Annotated in this window: 12 protein-coding genes; 11 read left to right on the forward strand and 1 reads right to left on the reverse strand. The window is 55.0% G+C overall.

What is annotated here, in order from left to right; all coding sequences use genetic code 11:
• Window positions 1-73: 73 nt before the first annotated feature.
• Window positions 74-2,776: a cation-translocating P-type ATPase gene (locus tag QZJ86_RS06070; protein ID WP_301937300.1), complete on the reverse strand. Its 2,703-nt coding sequence runs from the start codon at window positions 2,774-2,776 to the stop codon at window positions 74-76.
• A gap of 282 nt (window positions 2,777-3,058) precedes the next feature.
• Here QZJ86_RS06070 and QZJ86_RS06075 point away from each other — a divergent pair, with 282 nt between their 5' ends.
• From QZJ86_RS06075 to QZJ86_RS06125, 11 genes are all read left to right on the forward strand, one after another.
• Window positions 3,059-3,148, forward strand: coding sequence for a potassium-transporting ATPase subunit F (locus QZJ86_RS06075; RefSeq protein ID WP_064025021.1), 90 nt, complete (start codon window positions 3,059-3,061; stop codon window positions 3,146-3,148).
• Window positions 3,148-4,956, forward strand: a complete 1,809-nt coding sequence (gene kdpA / locus QZJ86_RS06080; RefSeq protein ID WP_301937305.1) for a potassium-transporting ATPase subunit KdpA — start codon at window positions 3,148-3,150, stop codon at window positions 4,954-4,956. Before QZJ86_RS06075 ends, kdpA begins: the two co-directional genes overlap by 1 nt.
• 127 nt (window positions 4,957-5,083) lie before the next feature.
• Window positions 5,084-7,183, forward strand: coding sequence for a potassium-transporting ATPase subunit KdpB (gene kdpB / locus QZJ86_RS06085; protein WP_301937307.1), 2,100 nt, complete (start codon window positions 5,084-5,086; stop codon window positions 7,181-7,183).
• Window positions 7,184-7,253: 70 nt separating this feature from the next.
• Complete coding sequence (locus QZJ86_RS06090; protein ID WP_301937309.1) at window positions 7,254-7,595, forward strand: endonuclease domain-containing protein; 342 nt, start codon at window positions 7,254-7,256, stop codon at window positions 7,593-7,595.
• A gap of 145 nt (window positions 7,596-7,740) precedes the next feature.
• Entirely contained in the window at window positions 7,741-8,406 is a 666-nt protein-coding gene (gene kdpC, locus QZJ86_RS06095) for a potassium-transporting ATPase subunit KdpC (protein ID WP_301937312.1), read from the forward strand.
• 54 nt (window positions 8,407-8,460) lie between these two features.
• A complete protein-coding gene (locus tag QZJ86_RS06100) occupies window positions 8,461-8,805 on the forward strand; it encodes a hypothetical protein (protein WP_301937314.1) in 345 nt (114 codons plus the stop codon).
• Between the two features lie 321 nt (window positions 8,806-9,126).
• Entirely contained in the window at window positions 9,127-11,004 is a 1,878-nt protein-coding gene (locus QZJ86_RS06105; RefSeq protein ID WP_301937317.1) for a potassium transporter Kup, read from the forward strand.
• A gap of 140 nt (window positions 11,005-11,144) precedes the next feature.
• On the forward strand, window positions 11,145-12,350 hold the full coding sequence (locus QZJ86_RS06110) for a hypothetical protein (RefSeq protein WP_301937318.1): 1,206 nt from the start codon (window positions 11,145-11,147) through the stop codon (window positions 12,348-12,350).
• Between the two features lie 36 nt (window positions 12,351-12,386).
• On the forward strand, window positions 12,387-13,352 hold the full coding sequence (gene corA / locus QZJ86_RS06115; protein ID WP_407081654.1) for a magnesium/cobalt transporter CorA: 966 nt from the start codon (window positions 12,387-12,389) through the stop codon (window positions 13,350-13,352).
• 9 nt (window positions 13,353-13,361) lie between these two features.
• On the forward strand, window positions 13,362-16,109 hold the full coding sequence (locus tag QZJ86_RS06120) for a sensor histidine kinase (RefSeq protein ID WP_301937320.1): 2,748 nt from the start codon (window positions 13,362-13,364) through the stop codon (window positions 16,107-16,109).
• Between the two features lie 84 nt (window positions 16,110-16,193).
• A complete protein-coding gene (locus QZJ86_RS06125) occupies window positions 16,194-16,889 on the forward strand; it encodes a response regulator (RefSeq protein ID WP_301937323.1) in 696 nt (231 codons plus the stop codon).
• Window position 16,890 lies beyond the last annotated feature (1 nt).

Consider the following 16,890-nt stretch of genomic DNA (forward strand, 5'->3'; position numbering starts at 1 on the left):
TCTTTTTTTCCAAGTTCCCTTATCGTTTTATCAGCCGTCTGCCCATGGGGCGAACTCAGTCTATGGTAGCTGATCACCCCAAACGCTTCCGTAGTTTAATAGGCTCAATTCTGATCGGAAACAACGCAAAGCGCCGCACCAGCCATTTTCTGAAATCCTCCAGCACCAGCATGCCGATCACGAACGGCAAGGTAAACAGCCAAACCTCGGAATCTATCGGCGCGGTGCCAAACAGGGCGTTGCCCCAGGGTGTGTAGACAATCGCCAGAATCAACGTGATTTCCAACACTATCCCGGACAGGATCAGTTTATTGTCCAACAGCAAAGTTGAGAAAAGGCCGCGTTGGCGCTGTTTGCAGATAAATACATTGGCGATCTGCATCACGATGATTGCGCTCAGGCAGGCGGTGGTGGCTTGCAGGTAGAGCGGGTTATGGCTACGCAATATCTCGCCGTAGTCCCAACCGCCGCGATTCAATACAAAGAAGAAAGCCGTCATCGCCGCGGCGGCTTCCATCAGGCCGAGAAAGCCGTAAGCCCTGGCCAGCAAGCGCCAGTCGATCAGGGATTCCTTGTGCGAACGCGGCGGTTTGTTCATCGCCGACGCGTCCGGCTTTTCCACGCCCAGCCCCAGTGCCGGCAGCATGTCGGTGCCTAAATCCACCGCCAGAATCTGCATGATGGTCAGCGGCAACGGAATTTTGAACAACACGAAAGCCAGGTAGGGAATCACCTCCGGGATATTGGACGTCAGGATATAAGTCAGGAATTTGCGGATATTGTCGAACACCGCTCGACCTTCTTCGATAGCGGCGACGATGCTGGCAAAGTTGTCGTCCAGCAAAATCATGTCGGCCGCTTCCTTGGCGACATCGGTGCCGGCCCGACCCATCGCGATGCCAATGTCGGCTTTTTTCAGAGCCGGTGCGTCGTTGACGCCGTCGCCGGTCACCGCCACCACGTGTTTTTTGCGCTGCAAGGCGTCGACGATATGCATTTTCTGGTCGGCGCCGACCCGAGCAAAAATGATTTCCGGTGCGTCCAGTGCGACCTGTAACTGGCTGGGAGTGAGTTTTTTCAGGAGATCGCCAGTAATCACCTTGGGCTTGTCCGATTGCACCAGCTTGATCTGCCGGGCAATGGCCACGGCGGTATGCGGATGGTCGCCGGTGATCATGATCACTTTAATGCCGGCAATATGACATTGGGCGATGGCATCCGCCACTTCCGGCCGTGGCGGATCTTCCAGGCCCACCAAGCCGCTGAAAATCAGCGCCTGTTCCGGGTGTTCATCGACGGGTTCGGACAGCGGGCGATAGGCAAACGCCAATACGCGCAAACCTTGATCGGCCATGGTTTGCAGCGCTGTTAGTAGTTGTTGTCTATGGGCGTCGTCGAGTGCTTCTATCTGGTCGTCGATGGCAATTTGCTTGCATAGCGGCAGCACCATTTCCAGCGCGCCCTTGCAAAACAGGTATTTACCGGCAGGGGTGTTGTGGATGGTGGACATGCGTTTGCGGTCGGTATCGAACGGTACCTCGCCGATTTTCGGGTATGCGACACGCATACCTTGATCGTGCGCCATCGCCACCAGCGCGACTTCCATCGGATCGCCGAGCAAATCCTTGCCTTCCACCCGTTTCAGGTTATGGCACAAAGCCGCATTGGCCAGAAAGGCGGCGTGATGTTGCAGGCTGTCGCTGCCCAAGCGTTCAGGTTGCCAAAACCGGTTATCGATGAACAACTGCTTAACGGCCATCCGATTTTGGGTCAGCGTACCGGTCTTGTCGGTGCAGATTACCGTGGTCGAACCCAGCGTTTCCACAGACGGCAGATGGCGGATCAACGCTTGGCGCTTGGCCATGCGTTGAGTCGCCATCGCCAGCGACAGCGTGACGGTGGGCAGCAGGCCTTCCGGCACGTTGGCGACGATGATGCCAATCGCGAACATGAAGTTTTCCCAAAACGTCAGACCGATGATTTGACCGATGAAGAAAAACACCACACCCAACAGCAAGGCCAACAAGGCCACGAAGCGGCTGAGCCGGCTGATTTGCAGTTGCAGCGGCGATTCGCTTTTGACCGTGGTTTTTAGGGTATGGGCGATCTTGCCGAACTCGGTATGCATGCCGGTGGCGAATACCAGCGCCTTGCCTTCGCCAGACACTACCGAGGTGCCGGCCAGCAGAATATTGCGGCTTTGAGTGATGTCCTCAACATCGGATGCCAGCGCGTCGCGGCCCTTGGGCAGCGATTCGCCGGTGATGGTGGCGTTATTCACTCGTAAGCTAAAGGCTTCCAGCAACCGGCAGTCGGCCGGCACATTGTCGCCTTCCTCCAGCACCAGCAGATCGCCCGGCACCAGTTCGTCGGCGAACACCAGGCTCAATTCCTTGTCGCGGATGACTTTGACTTGATGCGGCAGCAGCTTTTGCAAGGCGGCAATAGCCTGTTCGGCTTGATGCCGCTGCCAGAAGGAGAAGCAGCCATTGATCGCGATGACCCCCAGCACTGCATAGCCCAAGGTCGCCATGCCTTCGCCGGGCTGCTGCGATTCGGCGAAAAACGCCAGCCCCGCCGCCAGCCATAAAATCAATGCAAAAAAGTGTAGAAACTCCTGGGCGAACAGCAGCAGCGCCGAAGTTTTTTTAGATTCTTCGATGCGGTTGAAGCCAAATTCATGCAAACGGCCTTCTATCGCCGCGTCGGCCAGGCCGTCCATGCTGGAGCCTAAACTGTCCAGGGCTTCTTCGGGGGTGAGATGGTGAATTTTCATGGTCTTTATCCGACAGGCGGGCGAGATGATTAAGTTTAGTTTCAAACGGGCCGGCACCCGATTTTTATATTCTCTTTATATCCGCTGCGGATATTTTTACGACTTTTTTATCGGGCAATCTGTACATTGTTTACCAAGCGATCGGGGCGATTGCACAGCTTAGTTTTCTCAATTTTTCCAAGAGGTTATACCAATGGATATCGCGTATTTGCTATTTACGGCGGCGTTCTTCGTGGCAACCGCGTTATTGATCGGCGCTTGCAAAGCATTGCAGGGGCAATCATGAGCTGGATTTATCTACTGAGTGGCGGGCTGACGCTGGCCGTGTTCGTATATCTAGTCGTCGCGTTGTTTTATCCGGAGAAGTTCTGATGACGGGTCAAGGTTTTTTACAGATTGCCATTTATATCATCGTGCTGTTGGCGTTGGCCAAGCCATTAGGTACCTATATGGCGCGTGTCTATCAAGACGAATCGGTGGGTTTGAACCGTTGGTTTGCTGGCTTTGAACGGCTCTTCTACCGGCTCAGTGGCGTCAAACCGGAACAGGAAATGCGCTGGAGCCATTACGCGCTGGCGATGTTGGCGTTCAACTTAATGGGTTTATTGGTGGTTTATGCACTGCAGCGCTTCCAGGACGTGTTACCGCTGAATCCGCAAACCTTGCCGGCGGTGACACCGGATTCGGCGTTCAATACCGCCGTCAGTTTTGCCACCAACACCAACTGGCAGGGCTACGGCGGCGAAACCACGATGAGCTATCTGACGCAAATGCTGGGCCTGACGGTACAGAACTTCGTCTCCGCCGCCAGCGGCATGGCGGTGCTAGTGGCGCTGATTCGCGGCTTTAACCGCCGTAACAGCAACAGCATCGGCAACTTCTGGGTGGATATGACCCGCGGTACTTTGTATATCCTGTTGCCCTTGTCGTTTTTGCTGGCTCTAGTGCTGGTTGGGCAGGGCGTGGTGCAAACCTTTAAACCGTATCAGACGGTAACCTTGTTGGAAGCATCAAACCATACAGTTGACGCGCGGCCGATAGATTTAGCTCCCTCTCCTGCTGGAGCGGGCGGGGGTGAGGAGAGTCAAAATGGCAAACCGACTAGACAAACCTTGGCGATGGGACCGGCGGCTTCGCAAGTCGCCATCAAACAACTGGGTACCAACGGCGGCGGTTTCTTCAACGCCAACTCCGCCCATCCTTTCGAGAACCCCACACCGCTGTCCAACTTCCTGGAAATGCTGGCTATCCTGCTGATCCCGGCGGCACTGTGTTACACCTTCGGGGTGATGGTGGGCGACACCCGTCAGGGTTGGACCATCCTGGCTGCAATGACCTTGGTATTCGTCGCGCTGATCTTCGTCACCGTGCCGGCCGAGCAGAGCGGCAATCCGGCTTTGACAGCCTTTGGCGTCGATCAATCAGCATCGGCACAGCAGCCCGGCGGCAACATGGAAGGCAAGGAAGCTCGCTTCGGTATCGTCAACTCCGGCTTGTGGGCGGTCGCGACCACGGCGGCTTCAAACGGTTCGGTCAACTCGATGCATGATTCCTATACTCCGATTGGTGGCATGGTGCCGATGTGGTTGATGCAACTGGGCGAGGTAATCTACGGCGGTGTCGGTTCCGGTCTGTACGGCATGATCGTATTCGCCATTGTCGCGGTGTTCATCGCCGGCCTGATGATAGGCCGCACCCCGGAATATCTGGGCAAGAAAATCGAAGCCTATGAGATGAAAATGGCGGCCATCGTCATTTTAATTCCACCGCTGATGGTACTGGGCGGTACGGCGATTTCCGTGATGCTGGATGTCGGCAAAACCTCGATCTTCAACCCCGGCGCCCACGGATTCAGCGAAGTGCTGTATGCCTGGTCGTCGGCCGGTAACAACAACGGCAGCGCCTTCGGCGGTTTGTCGGCCAACGTGCCTTTCTATAACGTCATGCTGGGGATGGCGATGCTGTTTTCCCGCTATTGGCTGATGATTCCGGTGTTGGCGATTGCAGGTTCCCTGGCCGCCAAAAAGACCGTCCCGGTCGTCCCCGGCACCTTGCCGACCCATACCCCGTTGTTCGCGGTATTGCTGATCGTCACCGTGTTGATGGTCGGCGCGTTGACCTTCGTCCCGGCGCTGGCCTTGGGGCCTATCGTCGAGCATTTGCAAATGATTAATCCGTAAAACCGTAGGATCGTAGGCCCGAATAAGCGTAAGCGTTTCCGGCAAAGCCATCCTCCGGAATCAGCCGTTTTCGCTATCGCTAAAACCGCTTTATTCCGGCCTACATAGAATTGATATAGGTAATCCTATGACTAGCAAACCCGTTTCAACGTCCTTACTGGACCCGCAAATTCTGCAACAAGCGTTGTTCGACGCTTTTGCCAAACTGACTCCCAAGCAGCAATGGAAAAACCCGGTGATGTTCGTGGTCTACCTAGGCAGTTTGCTGACCACCGTGTTGTGGCTGCAAGCACTGACAGGCGAAAGCGAAGAATCCTCCGGCTTTATCTTGAGTATCACGCTGTGGCTGTGGTTCACCGTGCTGTTTGCCAACTTTGCCGAAGCGGTGGCCGAAGGCCGCAGCAAGGCGCAAGCCGCGTTCCTGCGCAGTGCCAAACGTGACATTGCCGCCAAAAAACTCGATGAACCCAAATACGGCAGCAACTACAGCAAGGTCGAAGGCTCCAGCTTGCGCAAAGGCGATGTGGTGCTGATCGAAGCCGGCGACTTCGTGCCGGGCGACGGTGACGTGATCGAAGGGGTGGCTTCGGTCGACGAAAGCGCCATCACCGGCGAAAGCGCGCCGGTGATCCGCGAATCCGGCGGCGACTTCAGCTCGGTGACTGGCGGTACCCGCGTGTTATCCGACTGGCTGGTGGTACGCATCACCACCAATCCCGGCGAGACTTTTCTGGACCGGATGATCGGCATGGTGGAAAGCGCCAAACGCCAGAAAACCCCCAACGAAATCGCCTTGACCATTTTGCTGGTGGCCTTGACGCTGGTGTTCCTGATGGCGACCGTGACCTTGCTGCCGTTCTCGCTGTACAGTGTGCAAACCGCTGGCAGCGGTAGCCCGATTAGCGTCACGGTGCTGGTGGCTTTATTGGTGTGCCTGATTCCCACCACCATCGGTGGCTTGCTGTCGGCGATCGGTGTCGCCGGCATCGGCCGGATGATGCAGAAAAACGTGATTGCCACCTCCGGCCGTGCCGTGGAAGCCGCCGGCGACGTCGATGTGTTGCTGCTGGACAAGACCGGTACTATCACCTTGGGTAACCGCCAGGCTTCGGGTTTTTTTCCGGTCAAGGGCGTCAAAGACCGTGAACTGGCCGACGCCGCGCAACTGGCTTCACTGGCCGACGAAACCCCGGAAGGCCGCAGCGTGGTGATCCTGGCCAAGCAAAAATACGGCATCCGCGAGCGCGATATCCAATCTTTGGGCGCCACTTTCGTGCATTTCAGCGCCCAGACCCGGATGAGCGGCGTCAATTTACCGGGAGACGAATGCAAGCCTGGCGAATCTTGCCGGCAAATCCGTAAGGGCGCGGCCGATTCGATTCGGCAACATATCGAAGATCAAGGCGGCAAATTCCCGGCTGAAATGAAAACCCTGGTCGACGATGTTGCTAGGCGTGGCAGCACGCCGTTGGTGGTCGCGGACGGCATAAAAGCCCTGGGGGTGATAGAACTGAAAGACATCGTCAAGGGCGGCATCAAGGAACGCTTCATCGAATTGCGGCAGATGGGCATCAAGACCATCATGATCACCGGTGACAACCGTCTGACCGCAGCCGCCATCGCCGCCGAAGCCGGCGTCGACGACTTCCTGGCTGAAGCTACCCCGGAAGCCAAGTTGAGTCTTATCCGTCAACATCAGGCAGACGGTCGGCTGGTAGCGATGACCGGCGACGGCACCAACGATGCCCCGGCCTTGGCACAGGCCGATGTCGCGGTGGCGATGAACAGCGGCACCCAGGCCGCCAAGGAAGCCGGCAATATGGTTGACTTGGATTCCAACCCCACCAAGCTGATCGAGATCGTCGAAACCGGCAAGCAAATGCTGATGACCCGCGGCGCGTTGACCACCTTCAGCATCGCCAACGACGTCGCCAAGTATTTCGCCATCATCCCGGCGGCCTTCGCCACCACCTATCCGGCCTTGAACGTGCTGAACGTGATGGGCCTGGCGACACCCTCCAGCGCCATCCTGTCGGCGGTGATCTTCAATGCGCTGATCATTATCGCCTTGATCCCGTTGGCCTTGAAAGGCATCAGATACCAACCGGTAGGAGCTGAGAAATTGTTACAAAACAATCTGTTGGTTTACGGCGTAGGCGGCTTGATCGTGCCGTTTATCGGCATCAAGGCGATCGATGTAATCCTGGTTGCGATGAACCTGGTGTAGCCCAGGCACAACAAATACCTGGAGCTTTGTTCCCTCTCCTGATGAAGAGGGCTATGGCGAGGAGATTTAGATGGCTTCGACGACTAAATCCAGAATGCTGAGACGGAATCAAACCGATGCCGAGCGATTGCTGTGGAGTCGATTACGGAATAAACAGCTATTGGGTTGCAAATTCCGCCGGCAATTTCCAATTGAGCCCTATATTGCAGATTTTGTCAGTCTGGAATTGAAGCTGATCGTTGAACTGGATGGATCGCAGCATTTCGGTCGGGTTGATTACGACCAACAGCGAACTGCTGAATTGGAAAGTGGTGGCTTCAAAGTGATTCGTTTTTGGAACAATGATGTGCTTGGCAATACCGAAGGGGTGTTGGAGGAAATCCGGCAAGTTATTTTGAATTTGAAAATATAACTTTTTGATTCTCCTCACCCCAGCCCTCTCCATCAGGAGAGGGAGTTTTCTTCCGCTCTTAAAGTCTTGCCAAGAGAGTGTGAGGATTTTTTCAACAGAATACTAAATACATGTTGGGTATGTTTCCCACTGAAGGAGTGACTCAATGTCAAACACTATCAATCGCTTATCTAAAGACGATAGCTTAACACCCTCTCCTGATGGAGAGGGTTGGGGTGAGGAGAATGAGAAGAAAACCACTTATTTAAAACCCGCAGCGATGATGTTGCTATTGCTGACCCTGGTAACCGGTGCCGCTTATCCGGCCTTGGTGACCGTGCTGGCCCAAGCCCTGTTTAGCGATCAGGCCAACGGCAGCTTGATCAAGGATGACAAAGGCCAGATGATTGGTTCGGAACTGATCGGCCAGACCTTCAGCGAGCCTAAATACTTCTGGAGCCGTCCATCGGCGACCGGGCCTTATGGCTACAACGCGGCTGCGTCCAGCGGTTCCAACCTGGGTCCAACTAATCCGGCATTGGTCGAGACGGTGGCAAGCAGGGTTCAGGCTTTGAAAGATGCTGATCCAAATAATAGAGCCCCCGTTCCGGTGGATTTGATCACCGCCTCCGCTAGCGGTCTGGATCCGCATATCAGCGTCGCCGCTGCTGAATACCAGATCAAACGGGTTGCGAAGATTCGTAAAATCAACGCAGCCAAACTGCAGGGACTGGTCGATGCCCATACCGAAGGCCGGCAATGGCAAGTGTTCGGCGAGCCCAGAGTCAATGTTTTGAAATTGAATCTGGCTTTGGATCAAGTGGGTCGCTAGAGCTGATTTGCCCAATGAATAGTTGGGTTTATAAGACAGAGTCCGATGGTCGCAATGGCACTAGTCTGGGTACTTGCCCCATGTTGTTCTAGAGAGGCGATTATGGAATCAGGATGGCGAGTGTTGATATTGATAGCATCGCTGAAAACGGTGAATGTCGATGCCAGTAAAGTTGATCGCTATGTTTTGCCGCCGAGCAAGGTACAGATGGAAACCTGTCAAAGCGATGCGCAACGGTTGCATCCCGGCACCATCAATAAGGTGCGGGTGCTGCCGCGATCGACAACTTTTTGGATCCGCTACGACATGCAGATGCGCGACGGGGCGGAATGGTCGGTTGTTTGTGATTTGGCCAAGGGCAAAATAATCCATGAACAGAGTTTGGACGTCTCACAATAACGGGGGAAAACTTGATATGGTCCATTCGTCAATTAAGTGTTGGAGTGGAAGCCGCTCTCAGGAAAGCGACGGATTAATATTTGCCAGGGTGTGCTGAATGCGTGTTTTGCCTTTTCTTGGCGACTTAGTGCCAGTCGGTGGAGATTACAAAATCCTCGGGGTTGGAACAGGAATTTTTACGATTTTTTTAGACGCAATTGCGTATAGTCCGTGCCCTGGCGCCTTCCCGGCTAGTGATAGCTTATCAATGGCCGCGAATCTCGCCATTCTTCCAGATCGAAGAATTTGATCGGTCTTATCCTGATTCATACGCATTTTTCCATGACTGCCAACCACAAAACCCAACCAATAACCGGATTAACATTAAGCGCGATAGGCGTGGTCTTCGGCGACATAGGCACCAGCCCTTTATATGCCGTCAAAGAAGTGTTTCATGCCGGCTTAACTACCGATATCGCCCATATCCTCGGCGCGCTGTCGCTGATATTTTGGTCGCTGGTACTGGTGGTCACCACCAAATATGCGATTTTCATCATGCGGGCCGACAACAAGGGCGAAGGCGGCATCATGGCTCTGCTGGCCTTGGCGCTGCAAACCGCAAAGGGCAATCCGCAAAAAACTCAATTTATCATTACCACCGGTTTGATCGGCGCCGTGCTGTTTTATGGCGACAGCATTATCACCCCGGCCATTTCGGTGCTGAGCGCTGTGGAAGGTCTGCAAATCATCGCGCCCCAACTCGAACATTATGTGCTACCGGTAACTTTTGCGGTTTTGGGCGCTTTGTTCCTGATACAGTCGCAAGGCACCGAAGCCGTTGGTAAGCTGTTTGCGCCGATTATGTGCGTCTGGTTCGCGGTGTTGGCGCTGATGGGTTTGATCAATATTGTCCAGCAGCCCGAGGTGTTAAAGGCGGTTAACCCCTATTATGCGATCAGTTTATTGGGCGAGCTGGGCTGGAAGGGCTTTTTAATCATGGGTTCAGTGGTGCTGGCGATTACCGGTGCCGAAGCCCTGTATGCCGACATGGGGCATTTCGGTTTGAAACCGATACGCTATGCCTGGTTCGGCTTCGTATTCCCGGCCTTGCTGCTGAATTACTTCGGACAAGGCGCGCTGTTGATCAGTCATCCCGAAGCGATTGAAAATCCGTTCTATCGGCTGGCGCCGACCTGGGCACTTTATCCCTTGCTGATTTTGTCGACCTTGGCAACGGTAATTGCCTCGCAGGCCGTGATTTCAGGTGCGTTTTCGCTGACCAGGCAGGCTATTCAGCTAGGCTACTCGCCGCGCATGATCATCAGACATACCTCCGGCGATGAAATGGGACAAATCTATATTCCCGCCGTGAATTGGTTGCTGATGGTTGCGGTATTTATTCTGGTGGCCGGCTTTAAATCCTCATCGGCCTTGGCTTCGGCCTATGGTTTGGCGGTGACCGGCACCATGATTGCCACGACGATATTGGCATTTATCGTGATTTCCGAGTTGTGGCGTTGGAACAAAGTCACCAGTATCCATTTTCTGTCGATTTTTTTGACGCTCGACATTATGTATTTCCTGGCTAACAGCTTAAAAATTCCGGAAGGCGGCTGGTTGCCGCTAACAGTCGGCGCGGTATTGTTTGTGGTGATGACTACCTGGATTTACGGGCGCGAGTTGTTGGCTAGGCATATGGACGAAAAGCGCCTGATGTTCGAAGAGTTGGAAGATAGGATCCTAGGGCGCCCGCTGGCAAAAGTACCGGGTACCGCCATCTACTTAGCTAAAAACCTGCGCGGTGTACCGCAGGTGTTGCTGCACAATCTGGAACACAATCATGTGTTGCACGAGCAAATGATCGTGTTGACGATAGTTACCAAGGATGAACCCTATGTCGACGAAGCGCATCGCCTAAAAATTCGGGCTTTTGGCGAAGAGGGCAATTTTTTCCGGATTAAGATGTATTTTGGCTTTCAGGAAGAGCAGGATGTACGCCGGGCCTTGCAGTTATGCAGCCATGAAGGGCTGACGATCGACCAGAAAACGGCCTCGTTTTTTATCGGTAACGAACGGGTTTCGTTCCGCCGCCGCAGTCCGATGCTGAAATGGCGTCGGGCTTTATTCAGATTCCTGCTGCACAACGCCTCGAGCGCCATCGAATATTTCAAAATTCCGGTCGAGCGGGTGATCGAGGTCGGCATTCGGATTGAGCTGTAAGATGCGTTAAATCGAGCGAGGCTTAAGTCAGCACGCGTCCGGCGATAGCCATGCCGTGTCTGACTGTTCGCAATCGTTCTTGTATTTTAGGAAGATTAACAGGCACACTTAGCGCATTTGCTTATATGAACAGGACGCTGATGATGGTAAATCGCCGACATTCTCCAGTATCGTCTTTCGCCAGATACCTTACGGTACCGATGCTATGCGGCTTACAGGGCTGTTTTTCGCCGCTGGCGCTGGATAGGGCGGTGATCGAATACGATAAGGTCACCACCGATATTTTGTCCAAACAGTTGTTGCTGAACATCGGCCGCGCCCATCAGCATCAACCGATGCATTTCACCGGCGTTTCCAATATCGCCGCCACCTTTAATTTTCAGTTCAATGCCGGGGCGACGCCAGCCTTCACCGGCGAAGTCGGTTCCGTGATGACGCCGATATTCGGCGGCACGATGTCGGAAAATCCCACCATCAGTATCGTGCCGATCGAGGGCGAGGAATTCACCCGCCGCTTGTTGACGCCGTTTCAGGAGAGCAAACTGACCATGCTGTTGCGGCAAGGTTACGACCTGGACATGATGTTGCGGCTGCTGGCCGGAGAATTGCGGCTAAACGGCGGCACCCAGAAAGGTATTTATCTCAACAAGCCCAGTGACAAAGGCGGCTATCCCTTGTTTCGGCAAGCGGTGCTGCACCTATCCTCGATTCAGGACAGACATATGCTGTTTGTCGAGCCATTGATGTTCGAGCGGCACTGGCGTTTGCCGGCAGAATCATTAAGCGCGGAACATTTGGCGGCCTTGCAAAAAGACTACAAGATTGAGTTTCACGCCGAGCAAAAACAGCTGACTTTAAGCAAACGGGTGACAGGGCGGATATTGTTGACCAACTACGACCCCGCAACCCTCAGTAACGAAGAACGTCTGCGGCTGCAAGAAGAAGCCGACCAAGGCGCGGAAAACGATGTCAGTGTGGATATTCGCCCCGGCTATCCAGGCGGCGAGTGGCCCTTGCATGGCGTGTTTCGTTTACGCAGCTTTCATAATGTGTTGAATTTCGTCGGCCAAACGATAGACGAGGATCCGGAATACGCTGTCGAAAAACATCCGCAAACGCCTTCGGTCAGCGAGAATCCGATTCAGGCCATGGCTTTGCTGGTCGACGAGGACGAGCCGGCCGACACGGACATTAGCGTGCGCTTTGGCGATTATTATTATGCCTTGCGGTCGGAAAACGGCTATCAATGGAATCGGGAAGGCTTTAGATTGTTATGCCAGATTTTTCAAATGACCATGACCGATCTGGCCCGGCAGGGCGCGCCGGAAATTACCATTTCCAAATAAACGGGAGACATTTTGAGCGAGACTATCGATAAGAGCATGGTCATGCGCTGCGTGGCCTATCAACAGGGCGTCGGCATCGGCGACGTCACCATAGAAGACATCAGCGAAGTGTTGCTCAAGGAAAATACTTTCGTCTGGCTGGGGCTGCGCGAGGCCAATAGCGAGATATTGAGAAAGGTTCAGGAGGAGTTCGGTTTGCATGAATTGGCCATCGAAGACGCCTGTTCGGCGCATCAACGGCCGAAAATCGAGGAATACGGCGATTCGCTGTTCATCGTGCTGCATACTGCTCAATTGGCTGAAAACAGCGTCGAATTCGGCGAGACCCATATTTTCATGGGGCCGCGTTTTCTGGTCACGGTGCGCCACGGCGCGTCGCAAAGCCTGAGCAAAGTGCGCGAGCGCTGTCAGGCTATGCCGCACCAACTTAACAAGGGTCCGGGTTTTGCGTTGTATTCGATTATGGATTTCATCGTCGACAATTACATGGTGGCGATCGCCGGCTTGCAAGATCGCTTCGATCAACTCGAGTCGGCGATTTTTCAATACCGGCCCAGCCGACAAACCATGGAAGACTTGTACGAGTTAAAGCGCGAATTATTGTTGCTGGAGGGGGCGATCAATCCTGTCATCGATATTTGCAACGAATTGATGCGCTTTCATAACGGGCTAATTCATAAGGATGTGCGAGTGTATTTTCGCGATATTGCCGACCATATCAAGCGTGTCGATCAGGCCATCCACGGCATGCGCGAGATGCTGCTGGCGGCGATGCAGGTGCATCTGACTTTCGAGACGGTGCGGCAGAACGAGGTGGTCAAACGTCTGGCCGGCTGGGGGGCGATTTTGGCGATACCGACCATGGTCTTCAGCTGGTACGGCATGAATTTTCGGCATATGCCGGAACTGGATTGGCCCTATAGCTATCCGCTGGTGGTGGGCGGCGTGGCGCTGTGCAGTCTGGCGTTGTATCTGCGCCTTAGAAAGGCCGGCTGGCTGTAGGCCAGGGCTATGAATGACCAGCGTCCCAATCCGGATCAATTGCTGGCTCGCGTCGAACGCGAGCAGGCCAAGGCCAAGCGCGGCCGCTTGAAGATATTTTTCGGTGCGGCGGCCGGCGTTGGGAAAAGTTTTGCGATGTTGCTGGCGGCGCGGGAGCGGCGCGCGGAAAATCTGGATGTGCTGGTCGGCTTGGTGGAAACCCATGGCCGCAAGGACACCCAGTTATTGCTGGAAGGTCTGGAAATCCTGCCGCCTCGGCATATCGACTATAAGGGTACCGTGCTGCAGGAGTTCGATCTCGACGCGGCGTTGAAACGTCGGCCCGCCATCATCCTGGTTGACGAACTGGCCCATACCAATGCGCCCGGCTCCCGCCACCCGAAACGCTGGCAGGACATCCACGAGTTACTGGAAGCCGGTATCGACGTCTACACCGCGTTGAATGTCCAACATCTGGAAAGCCTGAACGACGACATCGGTCAGATTTCCGGGATACGGGTTTGGGAGACGGTGCCGGATACGGTGTTCGAAGATGCCGACGAAGTCGAACTGGTAGATTTGCCGCCCGACGAATTATTGCTGCGCCTGAAGGAAGGCAAGGTCTATCTGCCGCAGCAGGCGCAGCAAGCCATTCACAATTTCTTCCGCAAGGGTAATTTAATCGCGCTGCGGGAATTAGCGCTGCGGCAAACCGCCAACCGGGTCGATGCCCAGATGCTGGATTACCGCGAAGATCACGCTATTCGCGATGTCTGGCAAGTCAACGAGCGGCTGCTGGTTTGTATCGGTCCCAATGCGATGGCGGAGCGTTTGGTGCGGGCCGGCAAACGCTTGGCGGCCAGCCTGCGCGCCGAATGGATCGTCGCTTATGTGGAAACCCCGCAATTGCAGCGTATGCCGGCCGAGAAACGCGACGGCGTGTTGCGGATTTTAAGGTTGGCGGAACAGCTGGGCGCGGAAACCGTTACCCTCAGTGCACCGGAGATGAGCGATGCGATCATCCGGTTTTCCCGCGAGCGCAATATCAACAAAATCGTGGTCGGCAAGCCTAGCCGGCGCGGCTGGCGACGTTGGCTGATGGGCTCGGTGGTGGATGTGTTGATCGGCCATGCCCATAACATCAATATTTATTTGCTGGGTAGCCCGCAATTGGCCGAGCGTGCGGAACTGGAGCCGGAGCTGTCGCTATTTAAAAAAAGCCCGTTGCCGGGGCTGCGGCAGCGGATACCGTCCAAAACCAGGAAGCGCTATCAAGGTTATCTCTGGGCGGTGGCGGTGACCTTGATCAGCACCCTGGTCGGCCATACGATGTTCGGCCGCCTGGAACTGGCGAATCTGGTGATGGTGTTTCTGATGGGAGTGGTGTTTATCGCCACCCGCTTCGGCCGAGGCCCGTCGATTTTAGCGTCGGTGTTGAGTGTCGCTGCGTTCGATGTCTTGTTCGTGCAGCCTTACTACAGTTTTTCGGTGGCCGACAGCCAGTATCTGATTACCTTGTCGGCGATGCTGGTGGTGGCTATCGTCATCAGCAATCTGATGGTCAGCGTGCGCTCCCAAGCCAAAGTTGCCGCGCATCGCGAACGCCGCGCCGCCGCCTTGTATGCGATGAGCAAGGAGTTGGCCGGCAGCCAGACCGAGGCGGACATCGTCCGTACCGCGGTACGCCATCTGCATTCGGAATTCAGCAGCCGCAATGTTATTTTGTTTGCCGATGCAAACGGCCGGGTGGTCTATCCCAAGCAAAAAGGCATTCGCGAATCGCTGCACGGTGCCGATCTCAGCGTCGCGCAATGGGTTCTGGATCATAACGAAACGGCCGGGCAGGGCACCAATACCTTGCCCGGCGCGGCGGCGGTGTATTTCCCGATTCGTGATGAAGAACAGGTGCTGGGGGTGCTGGCTTTATTGCCGGTCAATTTACGCCGGGTGTTTTTGCCGGAACAACAAAAATTGCTGGAAACCTTTCTGCGGCAGATCGGCCAGGCGGTGACGCGGCTGCGTTTTTCCGAGCAAGCACGATCGACGCAAATGCAAATGGAAACCGAGCGATTGCGTAATTCGCTGCTCAGCGCGATTTCTCACGACTTGCGCACACCACTGGCCACCATCGTTGGTTCGGCCAGCACGCTGGTCGAGGGTGAACCACATTTACGGCCCCAGGATAAACTGGAATTGAGCCGGGCCATTGTCGAAGAAGCCGAGCGCATGTCGAATTTGGTGAACAATATCCTGGACATGGCCCGTCTGGATGCCGGCGTGGTCGAGCTGAATAAACAATGGCATCCGGTCGAGGAGATTATCGGCACGGCGATGACGCGTTTGCAAAAACAGTTGCTGGGGCGGCAGGTCAAGGTCAAGTTGCCGCCGGGTATACCGATGGTGCATGCCGATGCGGTGATGATAGAGCAAGTGTTGATCAATCTGCTGGAAAACGCGCTCCGCTACACGCCGGCCGGCAGCGATCTGGAGATTAATGTTCAGATCGCTGCCGGTTCGGTCGAAATTGCGCTGGCCGATCATGGCCCCGGCATCGCTAAGGGGATGGAACATCGCTTATTCGAGAAGTTTTATCAAGCCCGCCACGAGGCCGCGCAAAGTGGGGTGGGTTTAGGGCTGGCGATCTGCCGGGCCATCGTCGAAGTCCACGGCGGCAGCATCCGTGCCCATAACGCGCCGGACGGCGGCGCGGTGTTTAGCTTTAGCTTGCCGGTCGATCAAGCGCCGCCGGTGCTTGAGTTGGATGAGGATGAAAGCTGAAAGCGGTCCTTGCCGGAGACAACGGTTCGATGCCTCGTCGACAGCCGTACAAGCTGTTTTCGCCTTTCGTAAATATAAATCGCCATGACTAAAACTCATCCGGTCATCATCGTCATCGAAGACGATTCGGCGATTCGGCGTTTTTTGCGCACCGGCTTGGGCGCTCAGGGTTTTTCGGTGTTCGAGGCCGATACCGGCAAGCAGGGCATCATCGAAGCGGGCATGCGTAAGCCGGATTTGTTGATCCTCGATTTGGGCTTGCCGGATATGGACGGTGTCGAGGTGATCAAGGCGATTCGCGGCTGGTCGGCCATGCCTATTATCATCCTGTCGGCGCGCAGCAGCGAACAGCATAAGATCGATGCATTGGATGCCGGCGCCGACGATTATCTGACCAAACCTTTCGGCTTTGGTGAGCTATTGGCGCGGATTCGAGTGGCATTGCGGCATTCGAGCCGAGGGGCGGAAGCCGTGCCGACCGATGTGTTTATCACGGCCAATCTCAGGGTGGATCTGCTCAATCGTTTGGTCAGCGTCGACGACCGGGAAGTCCATCTCACCCGGATTCAGTACCGATTGTTAAGCGTTCTAATCAAACATGCCGGCAAAGTGCTGACTCATCAGCAAATATTGAAGGAAGTTTGGGGACCGTCCTACCAGGAAAACGCCCATTACCTACGCATTTATATGAGCCAATTGCGGCAGAAACTGGAAGCCGATCCCGCTCAACCTCGGTTTTTATTGACCGAATCCGGCGTCGGTTATCGCTTGAAAGCGTGAA

The sequence above is a fragment of the Methylomonas montana genome, from assembly GCF_030490285.1.
GTDB lineage: Bacteria > Pseudomonadota > Gammaproteobacteria > Methylococcales > Methylomonadaceae > Methylomonas > Methylomonas montana.